The following is an 18,419-nucleotide window of genomic DNA, read 5'->3' on the forward strand; positions in this document are numbered from 1 at the left end:
GAGTCAGCTAGCGCTGCAGGGTGCGTTTCGCACGGTTCCGGCAGGCTGTGACTGGCGCGATTTTCTCAGCGAAGGACCGTCCCGGACCCTTCGCTGGGGCGATCCAGGCGTCTGCAGCGCATTGTCAGCGCCCGTGGAACCAAAGCCCCTCTCCCTTCACGGGAGAGGGGTTGGGGAGAGGGCGGCGAGATCAGCGTTGCTGGCTGCCGCAGGTATTCCGCCTGGCCCGAGTACCCCGCGCGATATGCCCTGCTCAAGCCACAGGCAGGAAGCGGGTCACCTTGTGCTTGAGCAGCCGCACCAAGACCGGGTCCATATAGTCGTAGTCATCCGGGATATCCAGGCAGATCACGCGCTTGCCATCCAGGTGCGCCCGGAACTTCTTCGACAGCTTGTTGCGATGCGCTTTTCCCATCACGAAGATCAGGTCTGCCCAGTGCAGCAGTTCGGGCGATACCGGCGTGTTGGCATCGTTGCCCAGCCCGGCCGATTGCGTCTCGATGCCGGGCCAGTCGGCGAACACCTGCTCGCCGGTTGGGCTGCGCAGGCGATTCTGGCTGCAGATGAAAAGCACGTTGCGTGGCATGGTGACGCTGGCTCGGGTTGGGCGATTGATCAGGCATGCGGCGCTGAGCGCTCGCCTTGGCGGCAACGCGTCAGCAGCGGAGTGAACACGGCGACGCCAAGCAGTGGCCAGCCGAAAAACAGAATCCGGAAAAGCAGCGATCCGTTTGTATTCCCGATCAGCAGCAGCGACACCAGGCAGCCACAGCTGAAGCCGATCCAGACCAAGGTCTTGTTGAAGACCAATTGATCGCTGCTCAGCACTGCATATGCGCGCCATAACGCGACGATGCCCAGCCAGCCGCCGGCAATGCACAGCAAAAGCTGGACGGCGTCAGCCACATGCTCACCAGCCTGGAGTGACTCCAGTGCAAACATCACACCGGGCACGCTGTAGAACAGCGCCACCAGCATGGTGGGCACAATTACGCCGATGCCAACAAGCTGCGCCAGCACGCAGGCTCGCATCTGATTGCTCATGCGCGAGCAGGCGCTGCTGCCAGCGACGTTTCTGTGGGCATCATCGGCAGGGGGACAGCGCGCTCCATCGCTGTGCTCAGCGCGGCTGCGGCTCGACAACCACGGCGGTGCCATAGCAAAGCACCTCGGTGAGCCCGGTCATCAACTCGGTGGCGTCGTAGCGCACGCCGATGATCGCGTTGGCGCCCAGCTGGCGGGCGTGGGTCACCATGTCGCGGTAGGTCTCATCACGGGCCTGCTCGCACAGCTCCGTATAGATGGTGATGTTGCCGCCAAAAATGGTCTGCAGCCCACCCAGGAAGTTGCCCACGATGGAACGCGAACGCACGGTGATGCCGCGCACCAGGCCGAGGTTGCGCACGGCGCGATAACCCGGCAGTTCCAGCGCAGTGGTGATCATCGAATCGTTGAGAACAGCGGCTGCCGCCGAGCGTGGTGAGGACGAGTTGTACGGGTCGGACATGGGCTGGCCTTGGCGGATGGTGGAGTGATGAAAGCGGAGTATGGCGCAATGCTTTTACGCAGGTGCCTCGGTAGCGTCCTGCGTCCAGACCTGCCCTGAAAGGGCTGAGTGAAAAGCCGAACAAAAGGTAGCCCGGGTAAGCGCAGCGCACCCGGGGTTGTTGGCACGCATTCGGTAACATCATCGGCCAGCTGCTTCCCGGGTGCGCTGCGCTTACCCGGGCTACGGTGATGCGATCTGCCAAGCCCAAAGAACCAACATGTAGTGCCGAGCCATGCTCGGCAGGGCTATCAAACGTCTCTACCGCGCGACTATGGAGACGGAGACTCCCCAACCAGTTCACGCAGTTCGCTTACCCGGCTGATGTTCAACTGCATCGGGCAGAACGAATACATCGGTGAACCCACGTAGGAACCGGCAAGCTGGCAGTGCAGGTCGCGGTATACCAGCCAGGCCTTCTGTGCCCGCTCCAGTTGTGCGGCATCCTCCGCGTTCTCGGCCAGCAGCCGGCTGTAAAGCGTGCGGTACAAGCGGGTCATCTCCGCCTTGGCGCTGTCGGAGGCAGCGCTGGAGCACGCATCAACTGTGCCGTTGTTGATGCCGCCGGCTTCTGCAAGGCAGTCGTTGTAGACCTGCTGATGATCCGGCCGCGCTTGCGGCGCTGCCCAGACGATGGCGGGTGAAAGCAGCAGGGCGATAGTCAACGAGCGGATCATGTGAACCTTGATGTCAGGAGGGCAGCGACGCTGCCGTGATGATCGTCAGCCTGCGGGCTCAACGACGCGTGAGTTCCTGACCATCGACGGTCATTTTCCAGCTGCCGTCAACCTGGTGCGGCGGCACCGACACCACGAAGCGCGTGGTCAATGGGCCAACCCCGGCGATGAAATCGTTGCCTTCATAGGCCTTGATGGGCGCATCCAGAGACTTGCTTGTCGACGGGCTGGGCTGGTGTTCGTAGACCACACGGCCGCTGGCGTCGATAAGCAGCGAGGTGGTTTCAGATTCCCAGCTGCCGATATAGGCCTGTTTGTCTGCAGGCACCGGCTTGCCGCAGGCCACCAGCAGGCAGGCGAGCAGTATGCCGAGCAGCGCAGGTACGCCGCGCCGCAACTGCGAGGGTTGCGGCACGTTGCTGCTGGCGGTGATGTGTGAGCGAGTGCTGCGCATCCTGGGATCCTTCCTGTGAGCGTGGGGAGCAAGTCCGTCAGATCTGCGCTGATCGGATGAGTGAAGCGGCATCACTCTGCCAACGAATACGACCGCCGGCAAGCAGGCGCAGTCCGGAAGTGCCGGCCGAGTTGCGGGTCAGGTGAGAGCCTTCGGTCACGAGCGTTTTCCTTTATTCGCAACCGCTGGCCGGCGCAATACGCAGCTTATTCCTGCGCGGAGAACGCGGCGTGATAGGCAACCATTCCCTGTGGCAGCGTGCCGTCAAACGAAAGGGCCTGGAAATACTCGGCGGGTACGTCCGGCAGCACCAGCGAAGGCGTCGCTTCGAAACCAAACCGTCGGTAATAAGCGGGCTCCCCCAACACCACGCAGCCTGACGCGCCGTGCCGACGAAGCAGATCAAGCGCGGAATCCACCAGCTGCGTGCCAATGCCTTGGCCCTGCAGTGACGGAATTACCGAAACCGGGCCCAAGCCATACCAGCCAACGTGGGCATCGTTGATGGTGACCGGCGATGCAGCGACATGGCCAACAACGACACCGGCGCTTTCGGCAACCAGGGAAACGCTGAGTTGCCCTTCGCGGCGCAGCGCGGCCACGATGAACTGCTCGGTATGGCTGCTGTACGCGGCGTGTGCGAACGCGGCGATGGTCACCGCTTCAATGGCGGCGCTGTCATTGGCTGTTTCATGGCGGATCTGCAGGTTCATGCTTGTCTGGCTTGGGTGGTTGTGAGCGAATGATGCACGCAGTGCGGTCACGGCTCGAAATTAGTTGTGAGATCAAGATCGATGCGCGAACGAAGCTTGAAAGCGTGCACGGCGATGAAGGAAGAGCGTGCGGATAGGATTGACGTTGTGTCAGCGGGTTTGGTCACGAACGTACGCTGCGCGTTTGAACGCAGCGAAAGCATCATCTGCAACTCAACGTCACTATCGGCTCAAGGTATGCCGGCAGCGTGCCTTGCGCATCCATCGCCGCCAGCGCATCAAAGCGGGGAATGCGGGCATTGGCGTCGGCGGCGAGCAAGACCTTGTAGGCCTTGAGCATGCTGCGCATGCCGGCGAGCTGGGAGGGCTGCAGCGCGCCCTTCTGCGATGGATTGGCCACCTGGAAGGCCGCACTGCCAAAAATGAACTGCGCCAACAGCTCGGGGCCATTTGCTATGCCCTTGCCAGGTACCGGTGCCAACACATCCGGGCAGACGTAATCCACTGCGTCGTTGGTGCTGTCCTCCCACTCAAGCAGCAAGGCGCGGATGCTGGTTGCCTCCGGATGCCTTGGCTGTGCTTCCAGCAAGGCGGTCAGGCCGACGACCTGAGCGCTGTCGACCTTCAGCGCGGGCTCGCCCTGGGCGACGGCGCAGAAGGGCAGGAGCAGCGCGAGGATCAGTGTTCTCTTGAAGGAGTGGCTCACGGACTCTCCTGCACGGGTAGGCAAGGCAGCGGCGACATCGGGAGCGGTTGCTGGCTCAACGGCTTCGGTCAGGCCGCGAACCACGCGGCGCCAGCGTACATCAACGGCAGGCGGCGTCGACCTGCTGGTCCAGGTTGCCGCGCATTTCGGCGCTTGCCTGCGCGCCGGCCGCTCCCAGCGCTGCAGTGCGCAGGGCCTTGGCGCTATCGCACTTCTCGTTGGCCGCAGTGGTGGTGTAACGCACCTGCACACGCTGCTGGCCCGGGCCGGCCGGGGCGGCGGAGATAGCCTGGGTCGGGTTGGAGGCCGAGGGTGTCGCGTAACGGCGCAACGAGGTTTCGCCTTCGCTGCAGGGGATGGACTGGTAGCTGGTCTCACCCTTGGGGCCGGTGCACTTGTACACAGCCTGGGCCTGCGCCGAGGGCAGAGCAAAACAGGCAAGCGTGGTTGCCAGCGCGAGCAGACAGGCCTTTGTCATCGAAGCTCCCATAAATATGAATAGGCGAAAGAGGGGGCTGATTATGGCGGCTTCGGAAGCGCGAATCCGGAACGGGCACAGCGTTTCAGGGCAAAGGCTGCGCCCGGCCAGATCGTGGTTTCGGTGATGGGCTCAGGGAAGCCCAGGGCAGCTCACCAGGGCTGCGAAGGCTTTATGGCGGGCACGCGATTGCGGAATGTGCTGCAGGCCAGGAGCAGGCTAAACGCGAAGCAGACGAGGAAAGGAGGAAGGTAGATTCCCATGTTGTTCGACCCAACCCCCATGATCGATAGTCAAACGTCACCCAGCCACTCCATCTGCATGAGCGTGAGAACGAGCCCGGTGATGGTGGGAAGCGGAACCCCGCCGTGGCCGGCCACCAAAAAGGTGGGGGCAAACGACGCGATCAGTGCCGAAAGCACCACGCGATACAGGATCGGCCAATTCGCAAAGCGCGCCCGAAACTTGAACAGCGCAATGGCTGCGAGCAGCACCAGCAGCGTCATCAGGATGGGGACGGCGAAGAGTTCAAACATGCAAGGCACCGAAGCGTCGAGGTTGGGCGATGTATACCGCCAACGGAGTGCCGCTGACCGAGGTCAGCGGCAGGCTTGTATCTGATGATTGAGTGGCGGGCTGCAGGACCTGCTCAGCACTGGAAGCCGAGCACAAGCTCGGAGTTGTCGGCGCTGCTTCGATCCAGATCGCTGCGCCGCTCCAACGGCTGCGTGCAACCGCGCGGCTTGATGTACTCGCTGGCCATCTCCACCAACTCGGCGGCCTCAAGCGGTTGCTTGTCCTTGCTGCGGACATGGATGTAGTACGGCTGCTGAAACATCACGATGTAGGTATCCAGCGCATAGCCGCGACCGGCGTGCTCCAGTTCCGCATGGTTCTCGTCGACCTTCACCCAGCTGCGTTCAATCAGATTGCTCTGCGCAGCCATGCCGGGCAGCGCAAGCAGGGACGCTGCGACGAGGGTGGTGGTGATGATTCCTTTCATGGATGACTCTTCTATTGGGGTTTGATGTGGGTGTAGCAAGTTTACTGTCCCGCTGTGTTGATCTCATCTGCCAAGACACCGCGGCGTGGGAGAGCGTTGGCCCGAGTGCTTCGGCTCTCGATGTTTGGGTCATGCGGTGCGCAATAGCCGGCAAGGTCATTGTTGCGGCTGATGAAGGTTTCGCCGAGTGAGCGGGAGATGCCTTTCAGATGACGAGTGCTTGCCATGCGCCCTCCAGGGTTGGCGCTGGGCCAGATCGCAATCTGCGGATTGCTTTAGCATGGTCAGGCCGCACCTCTTGCTGCCTCCAGGGCCAGCGGAAGGTAGTGAGCCAGCTGTTTGGTGTTGATGTCCTTTGCCGAATGCAGCTTGATGTGCCGCCGGCCTTTGCCTGCACCTTCAAGGTGGCCTAGCGTGTCCGGGATCCTGGCGCCGCTGCCGAACTCGACCGAGACGTGGTGCTTATAGGCAAAGACCCCACAGAACGACTGCCCTGAGCTGAAGATAATGCCGCCGTACTTGACCTCCTCGGTCACTGCCGGGATGGCTTTCTTTACAAGCGCGCGGACAGATTCGAGCAAAGAGAATTGCTCCTCGCCAAGCAGGCGGACGTCATCCAGAAGGTCTTGAATGGATTTTTTAGCCATGACGTTGGTATCCAATGCAGGAACTGAGCCCGCCGATGAAGCAGCCCGGCTTAAGTGATTGTTGGGTGGCGCGCTTACGCATGAAGGACAGCGCCGAACGGCGAGCAGGCCAACGCTGGTAGACGCTATCGGGGCAGCCCATGAGCAGAAAGCTTCTCCCGCGTGGCGATTCTCTCTACCAGCGCATCGATAGCTGCTTCCATGGCATGTGCGGTCTGGTCGCCACTCTGGTTGGTGATGACGAAGATGCCAAGATCATATTTCGGCATGATGTAGATGTAGCACTGCGAGCGGGGAACACCGCCATGATGCGCGTAGTAGAGGCTCTTCAGGCGGTTGCCGCTGACGATGTTCCAGAAGTAGCCGATGCTGAGCTCGGAATCCCAATTTGACCAGAGGACGATGCGATTCCGTCACTATGGGCCAGATCTTTCGCCGGGACGTTCTTACCCATGCATCCCGCGCTCAATAGCGCGACGGACAACGCGATGCAGTTGAACCACCGCCGGTTCCGAACAATCATCGAAGTCGCTTGCATGCGTCGGCGCTTGAAAGCAAGTAGGGAAAGGGTTCGTAACATAGCCGATCGCCGAGGCTCACGCCTGTGGCCTTTCTCGTGCTTGCATCTGTTGAAATGATCGCCATCAGTGGGTTGCAGAATGCTCGAAGGGTGGAGCGTACGCGCCGCTGCCGAGTCGCTGCTCTCGCATTACCATATCGCAGGCAGCTTGCTGTGCTTGTTGGTGTCTAGATCCAGCCGAACCGCACGGCATGTTCGGTTGGATCGACCTGTCGAGCGGTGCCAAAATCTTCAATAACTTACGTCTTGGCCGAATGCGCTGCGTCGAGCTGCACGTTCCTTTCCGCAGCGGCGTCATATATCTCAAATAGTGATGTTCTGTAAGACCAGGCGCCCATGCATAGCAGAAGAAATGCCAATGACAATAACTTGTAAATGCGCTTTTCAATCATGGGAATTACGTCCTTTGTAAAAATTTGATTGAACCACCTGATGCCCAAGCTGAGCCAAATTCGTAGCGGGGCGATTGGGTGCTGGTGCGGCGGAAAGTGCTAGGGAATGGCACTGTGTGGCTTCGGGGCGTGGCGTCGGCCTGAACGTATTGTCAGGACCCACCGCTCATGGCTGATTTGCACTGCTCAAACTCTGGACGCAAGGTCTTCTTGAAGATTTCGCTACTTCCCGTTTCGAATTCATGCGCAAGGGTTTTTGCGGATACTTTCTTTAGGGATGCCTCAAGAAAGCACGAGCAAAATCTGCTTGCGCGCTCCGGTGTCACGCTGGCCCGGTCGCCGAGGCGTCTAACACAGGTCTCGTTCAATTCAGCAGGACTCACGGGACGGTTGCAGCCAGCAATACCAGCGATGGCGAAAAAGAGCGCAAAGGGAAAAATCCGCACGTATCTATCTTCCTTGAACGATGAGGTGTGTGTTGGTTCCAGCTCTGGAATCAAGCCGCAGCTTGCGGCGGGTTCGACATGAGCGAAATGTCAGCTGTTGCGCACTAGAACTCCTTGCCATTTACCGGGACGCGCTTGAGCTCCGTCAGGTCGATTCCATCCACGCAGCGAACATTGATTGCAGCCATCTTGGTTCCGTCAGGCTTGGTCCCAAGGCCGAAGGCCTGGCAGCCACAAACCGAGCAGAACTGGTGGAGGATGTTGTGCGTATTGAATGTGTAGGTCGTGAGTTTGTCTGCTCCTGATGTGACCGCAAACGCTTCGCGCGGCACGAACCAGAACAAGAGTCCCTTGATGCTGCAATGTGAGCAGTTGCATTCAATGGCTTGGTCAATCTCACCTTGAGCGGTGAACTTCACTGCTCCGCAATGACAGCTTCCCGATTGCATGTGTGTCTCCTAAGGCGTGAGTTGAGCCTTGCCGCGAGGCGGCGTTGGCTTGAAGGAATCATCAGGCATCAGTCGACACCAAAACGCCAGTGAGTACCTGCCCATGTCGATTGACTCCCAATCAGAGGACTCATGGATTGGCATCTTAAGGGTGATTGTTTTGAGGTCAACATGTGGAGGAAACTCCGAAAGAACAATGTCCGCTACCTCGGGCCCGAGCCTGTGAGTGATGTTGAACACAGGGAGCGAATCTACGAGTTCGGCGGCGCCGATGCGGAACGTGCCTCGGGTCAGCATTTCGTCACCGTCAAAGAGGGCTAGGTCAACCCGCATAGATTTGTCCTCTGATGCCTGACGCCCGCATTAGGGCGAGCCGAGCAACGGTCTCGGTTTGAATGAATTGTGCGGTGTTTGATATGGATCCAGCAATCTGCACCGGGCAGCCTGAGCCGGCTCATGATATGCGTTGTAGCTGACGATTCCCTGGAAACACGCATGCCAACAGCCGCCGCCGATCTGACGCGCTTGACCCGAAACCAGGCAGCTTATGAGACAATCGTTCGCTGGGCTGCATTGTTTGGATAGCTCGGTGACAAAGCAGCTCTCATAGTCATTGAGCGCGACAGGATTGATGTTATTGGCAAGGCATTTTCCGTCCAGCAAGTCCCGGAAGTCTGGGCCTGGAGGAGCCGCCGGAAGCGCCTCGCCGCGCGAATTTTTGTGACTCTCCGAACTTGGTGATTCACTACATGCCGTCAAAATAACTAGTCCAATTATCAGGATTAATTTTGACATGGCACCTAGTTCTGGATATTTAAGCCGCGCCGCGAAGCGGACTAGGCGGAATGAACTGTTAGGCGCCACCAGTGCCACTGAAGTAGTTGTAGCATCCAATGGCAACGATAGCGACTGCCAGTGCGATCAATCCCACGCCCTCGATATCCAGCTCGGCCTGCAGTATCCGGCGACGCAAAGTGGGGAACAACAGGCAGGGCGAAATGACCACTAAACCAGCGCAAAGACTGGCGAGACCTAGCCAGAAATTGAACTGCCAGGTATCAGAAATTTGGCTAAGCATCCGTGTTGCACCTAACACCTGAATTAAGCCGCGCCGCGGAGCGACGTCGGCTTGGACGAGTAATTAGCGCCTATCCGGAAGAGCGCCATATGAGTCGCTTGGTCGTTTCGTTTTGAGAAACCGCCGGACCTCGTGAAGCACGACAAAATCTCTTGCGTGCAGCCTTTCCAAGCGTGTGCGAGCTTCCGCGATAGTCTGGTAGTGTTCCTTGGCGAACGCAATGGCTGCCGCCGGGTGGGATGGGCATTGATAGAGAAGCCGATTGAGCTTCACGGTTTCGTCTACAAGTTCGTCAGTGAGCCACATTGACTGGGCAGAGATAAGGAAGAGGGCTTTATGCGCCCGGCTGACATCCCCCTCCGCAAAGAGAAAGTGATAGACCTTGCGGTCCTGATCGTCAGCTAGGCTGGTCTTTAACTGCGTGATCAGATCTTCAACGTGCTCATATGCGTCGATTCGCTTTTTGACGACAAGCTTGTAGTAGTCGTTGATGTACTGGTTGCGCGCGACGCGCAGCGTGACCAAGCCGCCTAGCAGGCCGCCAATCACAGCCGCAATGACGCTGCTTGTCAGTATCGACGTCCACGTTATGTCTGGCATAGACGCTAACTCTTATGTAGACCGCGCGGGAGCGGTGTAATGCTGAGTATTGCGCATCTTTCTGTTGTTTTGAACAAGGAGATGTACCTGCGCGATCAATGTTCTGTGGCATTGCATAAGCCGAGTCAGAGAGTGGCTAGCAAACAGCAGTTCCAATCGGTGATAGTGAATACACTCATGCGCTAACGGGGTAATGGCATCTTCGGCGCTTTGATCGGAGCCATTCGCCCAGTGCCCAAGTTTGAATAGCCCACCTGAGCTACTGGGACTTTCCGTCAGGTTTGACGCTGACGCCTATTCCACTTCCCGCGTCCGCGCCAACTCCGCCGCATTCCTCAATGCCTGCAGAAAACGTGCGAGCGGCGCGCTCTGCGGTTCGCCATCACGGGTGTAAACCATCACTGGTCGCTGCCAGGCAAACCCCGGCGCGTCCAGTTTTACCCAATGCCCGGCAAGCAACTCGGCCTGTGCCAAACGGCTGGGCAACAAGGTGAGGTAGCCGCCGTCGCGGATCATCGCGCGCATGAATTCCGGCGAGCCGCTTTCCATGGTGTTGAGCGGTGGTTCCAGGCCGGCCTCATGGAAGCGTTGGCGGAACGCGGCTTCCACCGCGCCCAAGCGCCGGCCGAAGATCCAGGCCTGTTCCAGTAGTTGTGCCGGGCTGATATCGCGTTGCCGCGCCAGCGGGTGGCGCACGCTGGCCAGTACGCGGTACTCGTCGTGCATCAGCACTTCGCTCTTGATGCGCGGGTCCGGGTCGCCGTCGCCAAAGGTGTGCAGGGTGACCACCGCATCCAGTTCGCGCGCCAGCAGGTTGGGTAACAGCTCGGGCAGGATGCCGCCACTGACGTGGATGCCGATTTTCGGCCAGTGCCGGCGCAGCGCCAGCACCGCCGGGGCGACCAGCGAGCCGGCCGTGCTCGGGCCGGTGCCGATGCGGACCTGGCCCTCGGCGCCGGTCTGCAGCTCCTGCAGGCGGTCCTCGAAGCGGCGCACGGCGTCATGGGCGGGCTGGGCGTGTTCCATCAGCAGGCGGCCGACATCGGTAAGCCGGGCTTCGCGGCTGCCGCGCTCGAACAGGCGCGCGCCCAGCTGCTGTTCCAGCGCCTGGATGCCCTTGCTCAGCGCCTGCTGGGTGCGGCCGGTCGCCCCAGCAGCGCGGGTGAAACTGCCGTGTTCAACCACGGACAGGAAATAGCGGAGCTGGCGGAGATCCATGGCGGCACGCGGTAACAACCAATGGTTGTGGATCGTACGCGAATTGGTTGGCGGTTGCCGGGGCCGGGCGCTGATAGTCGGCTGATCGCAATCTCCCGGGAGGGGAACCATGGCCAGTCGCAACGCCGTCAAACAGTGGGACCAGCAGTACGACCTCGTCATCGCCGGCTTTGGCCTGGCGTCGATGTGTGCCGCCATCGAGGCGCACGATCTGGACCCGAACCTGTCCATCCTCATCCTGGAAAAGGCCAATGAGGCCGAGACCGGCGGCAACAGCCGCGTGGCTGGCCAGTCGCTGCTGATCACCAAGAACGCCAAGGTGCTGGCCGAATACCAGCGCAAGATGAGCGTGGCCAACCCGATCCCGGAAGACATGCTGGTGCCGTGGTCCGAGGCGATGGAAGCGCTGGAACCGTGGATCCAGGAACGTGCGGCCCAGGCCGGCGCCCAGTTCATTCATGGCACCGGTTTCTCCGAGCGCGATGCGGTGCTGGAGTTCCCGGAGTTCGGCGCGCGCGAAGCCGTGCATTGCACCGCCACCATCCTGCCGATTCCGTCCGGTGTGTACCTGGCGTTCCGCGAGAACATCCGCCTGCGCCCGCGCATCCAGATTGCCTATGAATCGCCGCTCAAGGATCTGGTGCAGGACCCGGACACGCTGGAAGTGTTCGGCGTCATCGCCGAGCAGAACGGCCAGCGCGTGGCCATCCGTGCCAACAAGGGCGTGGTGATGGCCACCGGTGGCTTTGAAGCCAACCTGGACATGCAGCGCAACTATTTCGGTCTTGCCAACCCGGCACCGCTGGGTACGCCGCACAACACCGGCGACGGCATCAAGATCCTGCAGAAAGCCGGCGCCGATTTGTGGCATATGCGCAACCAGGGCCAGTCGGGCGGCATCTGGCCGGGCTTCAAACCGGAAGGTTTCGTCAACGGCTTCCTGCGCAACTTCTTCTGGCAGAGCTTCAGCTGGATTGAAGTGGATGCAAACACCGAGCGTTTCTACAACGAAACCGCCGAGTTGCAGCTCACCCATTACAAGGAAAAGAAGCACGGCCATTGGGTGGACACCCCGCATTACCGTGCGCAGCCGGTGCACATGATCTTTGACGCCATCACCTGCCAGTACAACAAGCTGGTGGTGGAGGTAATGAGCTGGAACCCGGTGGTGCGCGGCTACAAGTGGTCCGAGGACAACTCGGTGGAAGTGGAGAAGGGCTGGATCCAGAAGGCCGACACGCTGGAAGAGCTGGCAGTGAAGATCAACCGCGACCCGGCCAAGCTGCGCGCTGAAGTGGAACGTTACAACGCGGCGTGTGCAGCAAAGAACGATGCGGACTTCGGCCGCAACCCGGACACCTTGTTCCCGATCGCGCAGGCGCCGTTCTATGGCATGCGCGTGGACCCGGTGATCGTCTGCACCGGCGGTGGTGCGCGCCGCAACATCAAGTCCGAAGTACTGGACCACGATGGCAAGCACATTCCGCGCTTGTATGAAGCCGGTGAGATGGGCTCGATGTTCTCCGATCTGTACCAGAACGGTTCGTACCTGACCGAGGCGATGATTTCCGGTCGCGCTGCAGGCCGTGAAATCGTTGGCCTTGGCAACTGGGAGGGCTGAGCATGAAGGTTGCAACCCCCGCCATGAAGCTGGACGTGCGCATCAATGACGTGAAGGCCGAGGATGGCTTGCTGGTGATGGACGGCGTGGCCGGCATGTTGCCGTGCAAGACCAGCCTGACGCCGGCCGAGTTCCGGCAGATGATGAAGCTGGCGCTGCGCCCGAGCGTGTTGGCGCTGTTGTTCAAGAAATAAGCCAAGCGGGGCCGTGCAGCGCGCCGGCCGCGGCTCGAAGCCCCTCTCCCACCGGGAGAGGGGTTGGGGAGAGGGTAAGGCGCGAAGCGAGAAGCAAGAAGCAAGAAGCGCCGTACCTTGACGGCCCATCCAGAGTGCAGGAATTCACTCCGCTGCGGCTGGCCCCACATCCGCCACCCAGGCATCAATCTCGCCTGCTTTGAACGGCCCCAGCTTCTGCTTGAGCACGCGTCCGTGCGCATCAAGCAGCACGCTGTAAGGCAGCAAACCCTGCGAATTGCCGAGCTTGACGCTGGCGTCATTCGGCCCCGGTGTCTCGATCACGATCGGGTAATACACCGGCACGTTGCCGAGAAAATCCAGCACCGCCCCTGGCGTATCCAGAGCAATGCCAACCACCTGCGGGCCATCATCGGCATGACGCGCGGCAAAGCGCGCCAGCTCCGGCATTTCCTCGATGCAGGGCGCGCACCAGCTCGCCCACACATTGATCAGCAGCGGCTTGCCCTTGAAGCGATCCGGGAACTGCACCGGCATCCCATCCAGGTCGGGCAGAGTGAAGGACGGCAGCAACTCGCCGACCCGTACGCCCTGCACCGGCGTTGCCGATTCAAGTGGCGCGGCAGGTGCGTTCATTGAAGGAAGCGGCGGTGAGGTGGGGCGGGTCAGCCAAGCGCCAGCCGACAATCCGGCCGCTGCGGCAATACCCGCCACCCACCACACGGCGCGACGCATCAGCGTGCCGCGCGCAACAGCGCGTCTTCAGCGACGGACTGGGTCAGCACGGTCGGCAGCACGCGTGGCGGTGCACCTGGGCCGTAGACCACGTACAACGGCACGCCCACGGCTTTGTGCTGGTCCAGGAAGGCGCTGATCTGCGGATCGACATTGGTCCAGTCACCGCGCATGTACACCGCGTTGACCCGCTTGAGCGTGTCGCGGAACTTGTCGCGGTCCAGCACGTTGCGCTCGTTGGCCTTGCAGGTGACGCACCAGTCGGCGGTCATGTTGACGAATACCACGCGGTTGTCGGCGCGCAGGCGGTCCAGCATCTGCGGCGAGTAGGCCACGCTGCCTTCGCTGGCAACGGCGGCACCCGGCGGCGCCAGGCGGGTCACGCCCCACACCGGCACCAGCGCCAGCAGCGCGATCACCGCGCCCAGCACCATGCCGAGCGTGCGGCTGTGCCAGCGGCTGCGCTCGAACCACCACAGGCCCAGCGCCAGCATCGTCATGCCGACCAGCATCAAACCCATCGCATCGATGCCACGCTGCTTGCCCAGCACCCACAACAGCCAGATGGCGGTGAGGTACATCGGGAAGGCCATTACGTGCTTGAAGGTTTCCATCCATGCACCCGGCTTGGGCAGGCGCTTGGCCAGCGCCGGCACAAAGCCGATGAGCAGGAACGGCAAGGCCAGGCCCAGGCCCAGTGCCAGGAACACCAGCATCGCCAGCGCCGGCGGCGCGGTGAAGGCATAGGCCAGGGCCGGGCCCATGAACGGTGCGATGCAGGGGCTGGCCACTACGCAGGCAAGCACGCCGGTGAAGAAATCACCGCTGGGGCCGCTGCGGCTGGCGAGTTTCTGGCCGAGCTGGCCGGCGTTGCCCCCCAGGGTGAACAGCCCGGACAGGCTCAGGCCCACCACGAACATCAGATACACCAGCGCGGCGATGAACCACGGGTGCTGCAGCTGGAATCCCCAACCGGCCGCGTGGCCGGCGGCGCGCAGCGCCAGCACCAGGCCACCGATCATGGTGAATGCGACCAGCACCCCGGCCGTGTACCAGAGCGCATGGCTGCGCGCGTGCTGGCGGCTTTCGCCGCTCTGTGCCACGCCCAGCACCTTCAGTGACAGCACCGGCAGGACGCAGGGCATCAGGTTCAGGATCAGGCCGCCGGCCAGGGCCAGCAGCAGGATCCACAGCAGCGAGCCACTGCCCGCGGTGTCTGCCGGCGGCTGGCTGCGGCGGGTGTTGTCGGCCGATGCATCCGGCGCGGCTTCAGCCAGGCTGGCAGCCTCGGCAGCCGGGCGAACAACCAACGGCTGCGGTGCCGGTGGGTTGGCCGGGTCGATCAGCGGCATCGGCGTGACTTCGCCCTTCTTGCCAGCTGGCAGCGGCGGAATCACCAACGGGGCGACCGCCAGTTCTTCCTTTTCCTTCTGCGAAACCTTGCCGGCGGGCAACGACAAGCGTACCCGGCGGGTCATTGGCGGATAGCAGATGCCGTCGGTCTGGCAGCCCTGGAAGGTGACCACCAGGGTGGCCGGCGTGGCCTCGGGCTTGTCGCGGCGCAGCGGCAGCGGCACGTCGACCTGGTCGAAGTAGACCACCACGTTGCCGAAGTGTTCGTCGCGGTAGGGCTTGCCGGCCGGCCATTGCGGGCGGCCAGCACGCACGCCGTCGGCGCCTTCCAGCGCCAGCGAGGTGCGGTCGCGGTACAGGTAATAACCCGGCGCCGGCGAGAACCGCAGCAGCAGGCGGTTGCCATTGTCGACAATGGCCTCGAAGCCGAATGCCTTTTCCGACGGCAGCGGCAGGCCTTGCACGGCGGCCGTACCAGGCAGGTTGAGGCCGCCACCGGCGTTGCCGGCCAAGGGGTTGAACATCGGCGCTGCCGCCGGAGCGGCCGCTGCAGCCGGGGCCGCGTTGGCACCGGCGGCGGGCAGTCTTACTTCAACGGTGCGTTTCTGCGGCGGATAGCACACGCCGGCATCGGCACAGCCCTGGTAGCGGACTTCGAGGGTGACGCTGGTGGCGCCGGCATCGGCGGTGCCCGGCAATACCGAACGCAGTTGGCGGTGGTAGGTCTCCACGTCGCCGAAAAATTCGTCGTGTTTTTTCTCGCCCGGCGGCATCTGCAGGGCGCCGGCGGTGAAGCCCGGGCCAGTCTTGACGCTGGTGCGGTGGTGGTAAAGGTAATAACCCGGGGCGATGTCCCAGCGCAGCTCGATGCGATCGCGGCTCGGGGCCTCAACGCGCAGGGCGAAGGCCTGGTCAACCGGAAGCAGGTCTTTTTCACTGATGGCCAGCGCCGGCAGGGCGCTGAGCGAAAGCAGGCAGAAGGCGGCAATTTGTCGCAACAGCATCATTAATTACGTTTCCTCCCGGGTCTGCGCCCGGATCCAGTCCAGATACGCCGGCAGGCCGGCGCTGGGGGAGATCGCCACGATCTCCGGCAATTCATAGGGGTGGTGCAGCTTGATCGCGGCGCTCAAGGCATCCAGCCGATCAGCGCAGGTTTTGATAACAAGCTGAATCTCTTCAGCTTGTTCAATCTGTCCCTGCCAGCGGTACACAGACCGCATGGCAGGCAACAAGTTCACACAGGCAGCCAACCGCTGCTCCACCAGGTGAAGCGCCAACGCCTGCGCGGTTTGAGCGTCGGGGCAAGTGCAAAAGACCAGTCTTACGTCCATCCGGTCATTGTCGCAGAAGCGCTTGTAGCACTTTCAGTTGGAAGTATTGACATCGTTGTCATCGATTGTATATTGCGCCCGGTCACAGTTTCACCTGTTCGTCACCCGATCAGAGGGGACGGCCAAATCTTGCAAGGTGCCGTTCGACGACGTGTTCGCAAAGCTCAACAGGGGGGCGCATGCCACAACGCAACAGTCAGGGTTTCACGCTTATCGAGCTGATGATCGTCGTGGCCATCATTGCCATCCTGGCGGCCATCGCCATGCCGCTGTACGCGGACTACGTGCTGCGTAGCAAGATCCGCACGGCGCAAAGCGATTTGATGGCGCTGTCGAGCACGGTCGAGAATTTCCGCCAACGCACGCTGGGTTATCCGGGCAGCGATGCGGCGGCCAAGAAGGGTTGGAGCGCGGCCACCAAGGCCGGCCAGTTCAGCTACACCTATACCGCCACCAGTGCTGGCTACGAACTCAAGGCGATTGCCGGCGATGCGCTGGGCAAGGCCAGCGGCTGCACGCTGATGCTGGATCAGGGCAATGGCCGCACGGTCTCCGGCAACTGTGCTGGCGTGAGTGACTGGCCATGAGCCGGCGTGCCATGGGTTTTTCACTGATCGAATTGATGGTGACCCTGGCAGTGATGGCGATATTGGCGCTGGCGAGCATGCCGTTCGCGCTGCAGTGGGTCGACAGCAACCGCCAGATGCAGGCCCGCAACCTGCTGTGGGAAGCGGTTTCGCAGACCCGCGCGCTGGCATTGCGCAACCCCGAGCATGTCACCGGCAGCGCCATCGCGGCGCGGCTGCAGCAACAGGACCGCAGCTTGCGGGTGTTGCGCGGCGCCGGTAATGAAGTGCTGTGGCAGGGCGAACTGCCGCGCGGTGGCGACTACCGCTTGGCCGGCGCGGATGACTACGCCGATGCCGATGCGCTGCAGGCCTCGGCCAACCTGCTTTCCTGCGTGGCCTTCGACAACCGCGGCCAACGCCTGCCCGCCGCTGCCAGCTGCAGCAGCGGCGCCACCCATTCGCGTATTGCCATCGGCATGAACAGCCAGGATCCGCTCTATGTCGATCTGCTTTGATTCCCGCCGCCGGCAACGCGGCGACATGATGCTTGAGGCCCTGGTCGGAGTATTGATCACCAGCATCATCGGCGCCGGCCTGGCTCACGTGATGGCCCAGGTGATGAACAGCCAGCGCGACGCCAAGGTGGAAAACCTGATGGTCGAGCGCCTGCGCGACAGCCTGCACGGCCACGGCGTGAGCCTGTGCGGCAGTGACACACTGGAAATCAGCCTGCCCAATGGCGAGGCCCGGAACGCGGTCATCAGCTGCGAGCCGGCAACGGCAACCCTGGCAATGGCGGGCGTGACGCGCACGGTGGAAGCCCCGCAGCGAGTGGATCTGAAAGTAGCGGCCACCGACCTGGGCAACAAGGGCGCTGGCGAAGACGATCCCGATCTGCTGGTGTCCACGAGGCAATGAGCATGCACCTGCATTCCGCATCCGGAATTGGCCGCGCGCGACAGCGTGGGCAGAGCCTGATCAGCATGATGGTGGGGTTGGTGATTTCCCTGATCACCATCGCCGCGATGATGACGCTGTACAAAACCATGGTAGAGGTTTCCAGCAACGCTTCGCGCTCGGCATTGCGCGATGGCCAGGTATCGGCGGCATTGCTGTCGGCACAGCTGGAACTGCAGAGTGCGGGATTCGGTGTGCCCGCGGCCGACAGCTTGAACAGCAAGCTGTTCGTGAGCGAAGCAGGCAAGCAGCTGGTGTGGCGGTACAAGGCCACGCTTGCTGACAGCGGCCACCTCTGCTCGGGATTGCGCCTGGTTGATGGTGAAGGCCTGTACCGCTTCAGCCCCAAGGCCTGCAGCGATGCTGCGGTAGCGACATGGAACAGCAACGAGCAGCAACTGCTGGCCGGCAGTGCTGCGTTCTTCACGCCGCTGCAGAAGGACGGCAGCGCGTTTGCCGCGGACGAGCAGGAGTTGGCCGCGATGACGCTTGCGCCCGGCTATGTGTTCCTGCTCAAAGGCCAACGCCAATGCCTGCCGTACATGCAGCAGGACTTCAGTGCCACGCCCACGGCCGCCGTGGGGCAGCAACTGGCATTGGAGCGCGCTGACGGCAGTAGCCATCTGTTCATGGCCTGCCTGCCCAACCTGGCGGTAACCACCAGCTGAT

Annotated in this window: 26 protein-coding genes; 7 read left to right on the forward strand and 19 right to left on the reverse strand. The window is 61.8% G+C overall.

The features are described from left to right. Window positions 1-253 precede the first annotated feature (253 nt). From ACVOKO_RS10495 to ACVOKO_RS10550, 12 genes are all read right to left on the reverse strand, one after another. Window positions 254-586, reverse strand: a complete 333-nt coding sequence (locus ACVOKO_RS10495) for a low molecular weight protein tyrosine phosphatase family protein (RefSeq protein WP_346498860.1) — start codon at window positions 584-586, stop codon at window positions 254-256. 29 nt (window positions 587-615) lie between these two features. Next, the gene (locus tag ACVOKO_RS10500; RefSeq protein ID WP_346498861.1) at window positions 616-1,044 is read right to left on the reverse strand and encodes a hypothetical protein; all 429 of its coding nucleotides are present in this window, start codon (window positions 1,042-1,044) and stop codon (window positions 616-618) included. Window positions 1,045-1,120: 76 nt separating this feature from the next. Next, on the reverse strand, window positions 1,121-1,507 hold the full coding sequence (locus ACVOKO_RS10505; RefSeq protein WP_346498862.1) for a YbjQ family protein: 387 nt from the start codon (window positions 1,505-1,507) through the stop codon (window positions 1,121-1,123). A gap of 311 nt (window positions 1,508-1,818) precedes the next feature. Further along, window positions 1,819-2,223 carry a lysozyme inhibitor LprI family protein gene (locus ACVOKO_RS10510; protein WP_346498863.1) on the reverse strand — a complete coding sequence of 135 codons (405 nt, stop codon included), beginning with the start codon at window positions 2,221-2,223 and terminating at the stop codon, window positions 1,819-1,821. 58 nt (window positions 2,224-2,281) lie between these two features. Then, entirely contained in the window at window positions 2,282-2,677 is a 396-nt protein-coding gene (locus ACVOKO_RS10515; RefSeq protein WP_346498864.1) for a hypothetical protein, read from the reverse strand. Window positions 2,678-2,714: 37 nt separating this feature from the next. After that, window positions 2,715-2,837: a hypothetical protein gene (locus ACVOKO_RS10520; RefSeq protein WP_346498865.1), complete on the reverse strand. Its 123-nt coding sequence runs from the start codon at window positions 2,835-2,837 to the stop codon at window positions 2,715-2,717. A gap of 46 nt (window positions 2,838-2,883) precedes the next feature. Beyond that, entirely contained in the window at window positions 2,884-3,390 is a 507-nt protein-coding gene (locus ACVOKO_RS10525) for a GNAT family N-acetyltransferase (RefSeq protein ID WP_346498866.1), read from the reverse strand. Between the two features lie 202 nt (window positions 3,391-3,592). After that, complete coding sequence (locus ACVOKO_RS10530; protein ID WP_346498867.1) at window positions 3,593-4,096, reverse strand: hypothetical protein; 504 nt, start codon at window positions 4,094-4,096, stop codon at window positions 3,593-3,595. Between the two features lie 100 nt (window positions 4,097-4,196). After that, window positions 4,197-4,574: a DUF4124 domain-containing protein gene (locus tag ACVOKO_RS10535; protein ID WP_346498868.1), complete on the reverse strand. Its 378-nt coding sequence runs from the start codon at window positions 4,572-4,574 to the stop codon at window positions 4,197-4,199. A 293-nt stretch (window positions 4,575-4,867) separates the two neighbouring features. Beyond that, window positions 4,868-5,110, reverse strand: a complete 243-nt coding sequence (locus tag ACVOKO_RS10540) for a hypothetical protein (RefSeq protein ID WP_346498869.1) — start codon at window positions 5,108-5,110, stop codon at window positions 4,868-4,870. A 113-nt stretch (window positions 5,111-5,223) separates the two neighbouring features. Then, window positions 5,224-5,577 (reverse strand): hypothetical protein, encoded by a 354-nt coding sequence (locus tag ACVOKO_RS10545; RefSeq protein ID WP_346498870.1) that lies wholly within the window; start codon window positions 5,575-5,577, stop codon window positions 5,224-5,226. A 284-nt stretch (window positions 5,578-5,861) separates the two neighbouring features. Further along, window positions 5,862-6,224, reverse strand: coding sequence for a DUF1801 domain-containing protein (locus ACVOKO_RS10550; protein ID WP_346498871.1), 363 nt, complete (start codon window positions 6,222-6,224; stop codon window positions 5,862-5,864). A 140-nt stretch (window positions 6,225-6,364) separates the two neighbouring features. Here ACVOKO_RS10550 and ACVOKO_RS10555 point away from each other — a divergent pair, with 140 nt between their 5' ends. Then, window positions 6,365-6,616, forward strand: coding sequence for a hypothetical protein (locus ACVOKO_RS10555; RefSeq protein WP_346498872.1), 252 nt, complete (start codon window positions 6,365-6,367; stop codon window positions 6,614-6,616). A gap of 1,130 nt (window positions 6,617-7,746) precedes the next feature. On the opposite strand, the gene ACVOKO_RS10560 is transcribed toward ACVOKO_RS10555, so the two are convergent. The 4 genes from ACVOKO_RS10560 to ACVOKO_RS10575 form a co-directional block, all read right to left on the reverse strand. Continuing rightward, window positions 7,747-8,091 (reverse strand): GFA family protein, encoded by a 345-nt coding sequence (locus tag ACVOKO_RS10560; protein ID WP_346498873.1) that lies wholly within the window; start codon window positions 8,089-8,091, stop codon window positions 7,747-7,749. 853 nt (window positions 8,092-8,944) lie between these two features. Beyond that, window positions 8,945-9,169: a hypothetical protein gene (locus ACVOKO_RS10565; protein WP_346498874.1), complete on the reverse strand. Its 225-nt coding sequence runs from the start codon at window positions 9,167-9,169 to the stop codon at window positions 8,945-8,947. A gap of 63 nt (window positions 9,170-9,232) precedes the next feature. Then, window positions 9,233-9,769 (reverse strand): hypothetical protein, encoded by a 537-nt coding sequence (locus ACVOKO_RS10570; RefSeq protein WP_346498875.1) that lies wholly within the window; start codon window positions 9,767-9,769, stop codon window positions 9,233-9,235. Between the two features lie 294 nt (window positions 9,770-10,063). Next, window positions 10,064-10,987, reverse strand: a complete 924-nt coding sequence (locus tag ACVOKO_RS10575) for a LysR family transcriptional regulator (RefSeq protein WP_346498876.1) — start codon at window positions 10,985-10,987, stop codon at window positions 10,064-10,066. Window positions 10,988-11,096: 109 nt separating this feature from the next. Between ACVOKO_RS10575 and ACVOKO_RS10580 the strand changes: the two genes are divergently transcribed. Further along, window positions 11,097-12,608, forward strand: a complete 1,512-nt coding sequence (locus tag ACVOKO_RS10580; protein ID WP_346498877.1) for an FAD-dependent oxidoreductase — start codon at window positions 11,097-11,099, stop codon at window positions 12,606-12,608. A 2-nt stretch (window positions 12,609-12,610) separates the two neighbouring features. Further along, window positions 12,611-12,802 carry a hypothetical protein gene (locus ACVOKO_RS10585; protein ID WP_057626798.1) on the forward strand — a complete coding sequence of 64 codons (192 nt, stop codon included), beginning with the start codon at window positions 12,611-12,613 and terminating at the stop codon, window positions 12,800-12,802. A gap of 144 nt (window positions 12,803-12,946) precedes the next feature. On the opposite strand, the gene ACVOKO_RS10590 is transcribed toward ACVOKO_RS10585, so the two are convergent. Genes ACVOKO_RS10590 through cutA form a run of 3 tightly spaced genes read right to left on the reverse strand, consistent with a single transcriptional unit; the run spans window position 12,947 to window position 16,224 of the window. Then, window positions 12,947-13,537, reverse strand: coding sequence for a TlpA disulfide reductase family protein (locus tag ACVOKO_RS10590; RefSeq protein WP_346498878.1), 591 nt, complete (start codon window positions 13,535-13,537; stop codon window positions 12,947-12,949). Beyond that, complete coding sequence (locus ACVOKO_RS10595; RefSeq protein ID WP_346498879.1) at window positions 13,537-15,897, reverse strand: protein-disulfide reductase DsbD family protein; 2,361 nt, start codon at window positions 15,895-15,897, stop codon at window positions 13,537-13,539. Before ACVOKO_RS10595 ends, ACVOKO_RS10590 begins: the two co-directional genes overlap by 1 nt. 3 nt (window positions 15,898-15,900) lie before the next feature. After that, on the reverse strand, window positions 15,901-16,224 hold the full coding sequence (gene cutA / locus ACVOKO_RS10600; protein WP_346498880.1) for a divalent-cation tolerance protein CutA: 324 nt from the start codon (window positions 16,222-16,224) through the stop codon (window positions 15,901-15,903). Window positions 16,225-16,403: 179 nt separating this feature from the next. Between cutA and ACVOKO_RS10605 the strand changes: the two genes are divergently transcribed. Genes ACVOKO_RS10605 through ACVOKO_RS10620 form a run of 4 tightly spaced genes read left to right on the forward strand, consistent with a single transcriptional unit; the run spans window position 16,404 to window position 18,418 of the window. Continuing rightward, the gene (locus tag ACVOKO_RS10605) at window positions 16,404-16,811 is read left to right on the forward strand and encodes a type IV pilin protein (protein WP_346498881.1); all 408 of its coding nucleotides are present in this window, start codon (window positions 16,404-16,406) and stop codon (window positions 16,809-16,811) included. Beyond that, the gene (locus ACVOKO_RS10610) at window positions 16,808-17,308 is read left to right on the forward strand and encodes a pilus assembly FimT family protein (RefSeq protein WP_346498882.1); all 501 of its coding nucleotides are present in this window, start codon (window positions 16,808-16,810) and stop codon (window positions 17,306-17,308) included. Before ACVOKO_RS10605 ends, ACVOKO_RS10610 begins: the two co-directional genes overlap by 4 nt. Then, the gene (locus tag ACVOKO_RS10615) at window positions 17,292-17,711 is read left to right on the forward strand and encodes a type IV pilus modification PilV family protein (protein ID WP_346498883.1); all 420 of its coding nucleotides are present in this window, start codon (window positions 17,292-17,294) and stop codon (window positions 17,709-17,711) included. Before ACVOKO_RS10610 ends, ACVOKO_RS10615 begins: the two co-directional genes overlap by 17 nt. 2 nt (window positions 17,712-17,713) lie before the next feature. Then, entirely contained in the window at window positions 17,714-18,418 is a 705-nt protein-coding gene (locus ACVOKO_RS10620) for a PilW family protein (RefSeq protein ID WP_346498884.1), read from the forward strand. The last annotated feature ends 1 nt before the right edge of the window (window position 18,419 follow it).

Source organism: Stenotrophomonas sp. STEN240, assembly GCF_056756175.1.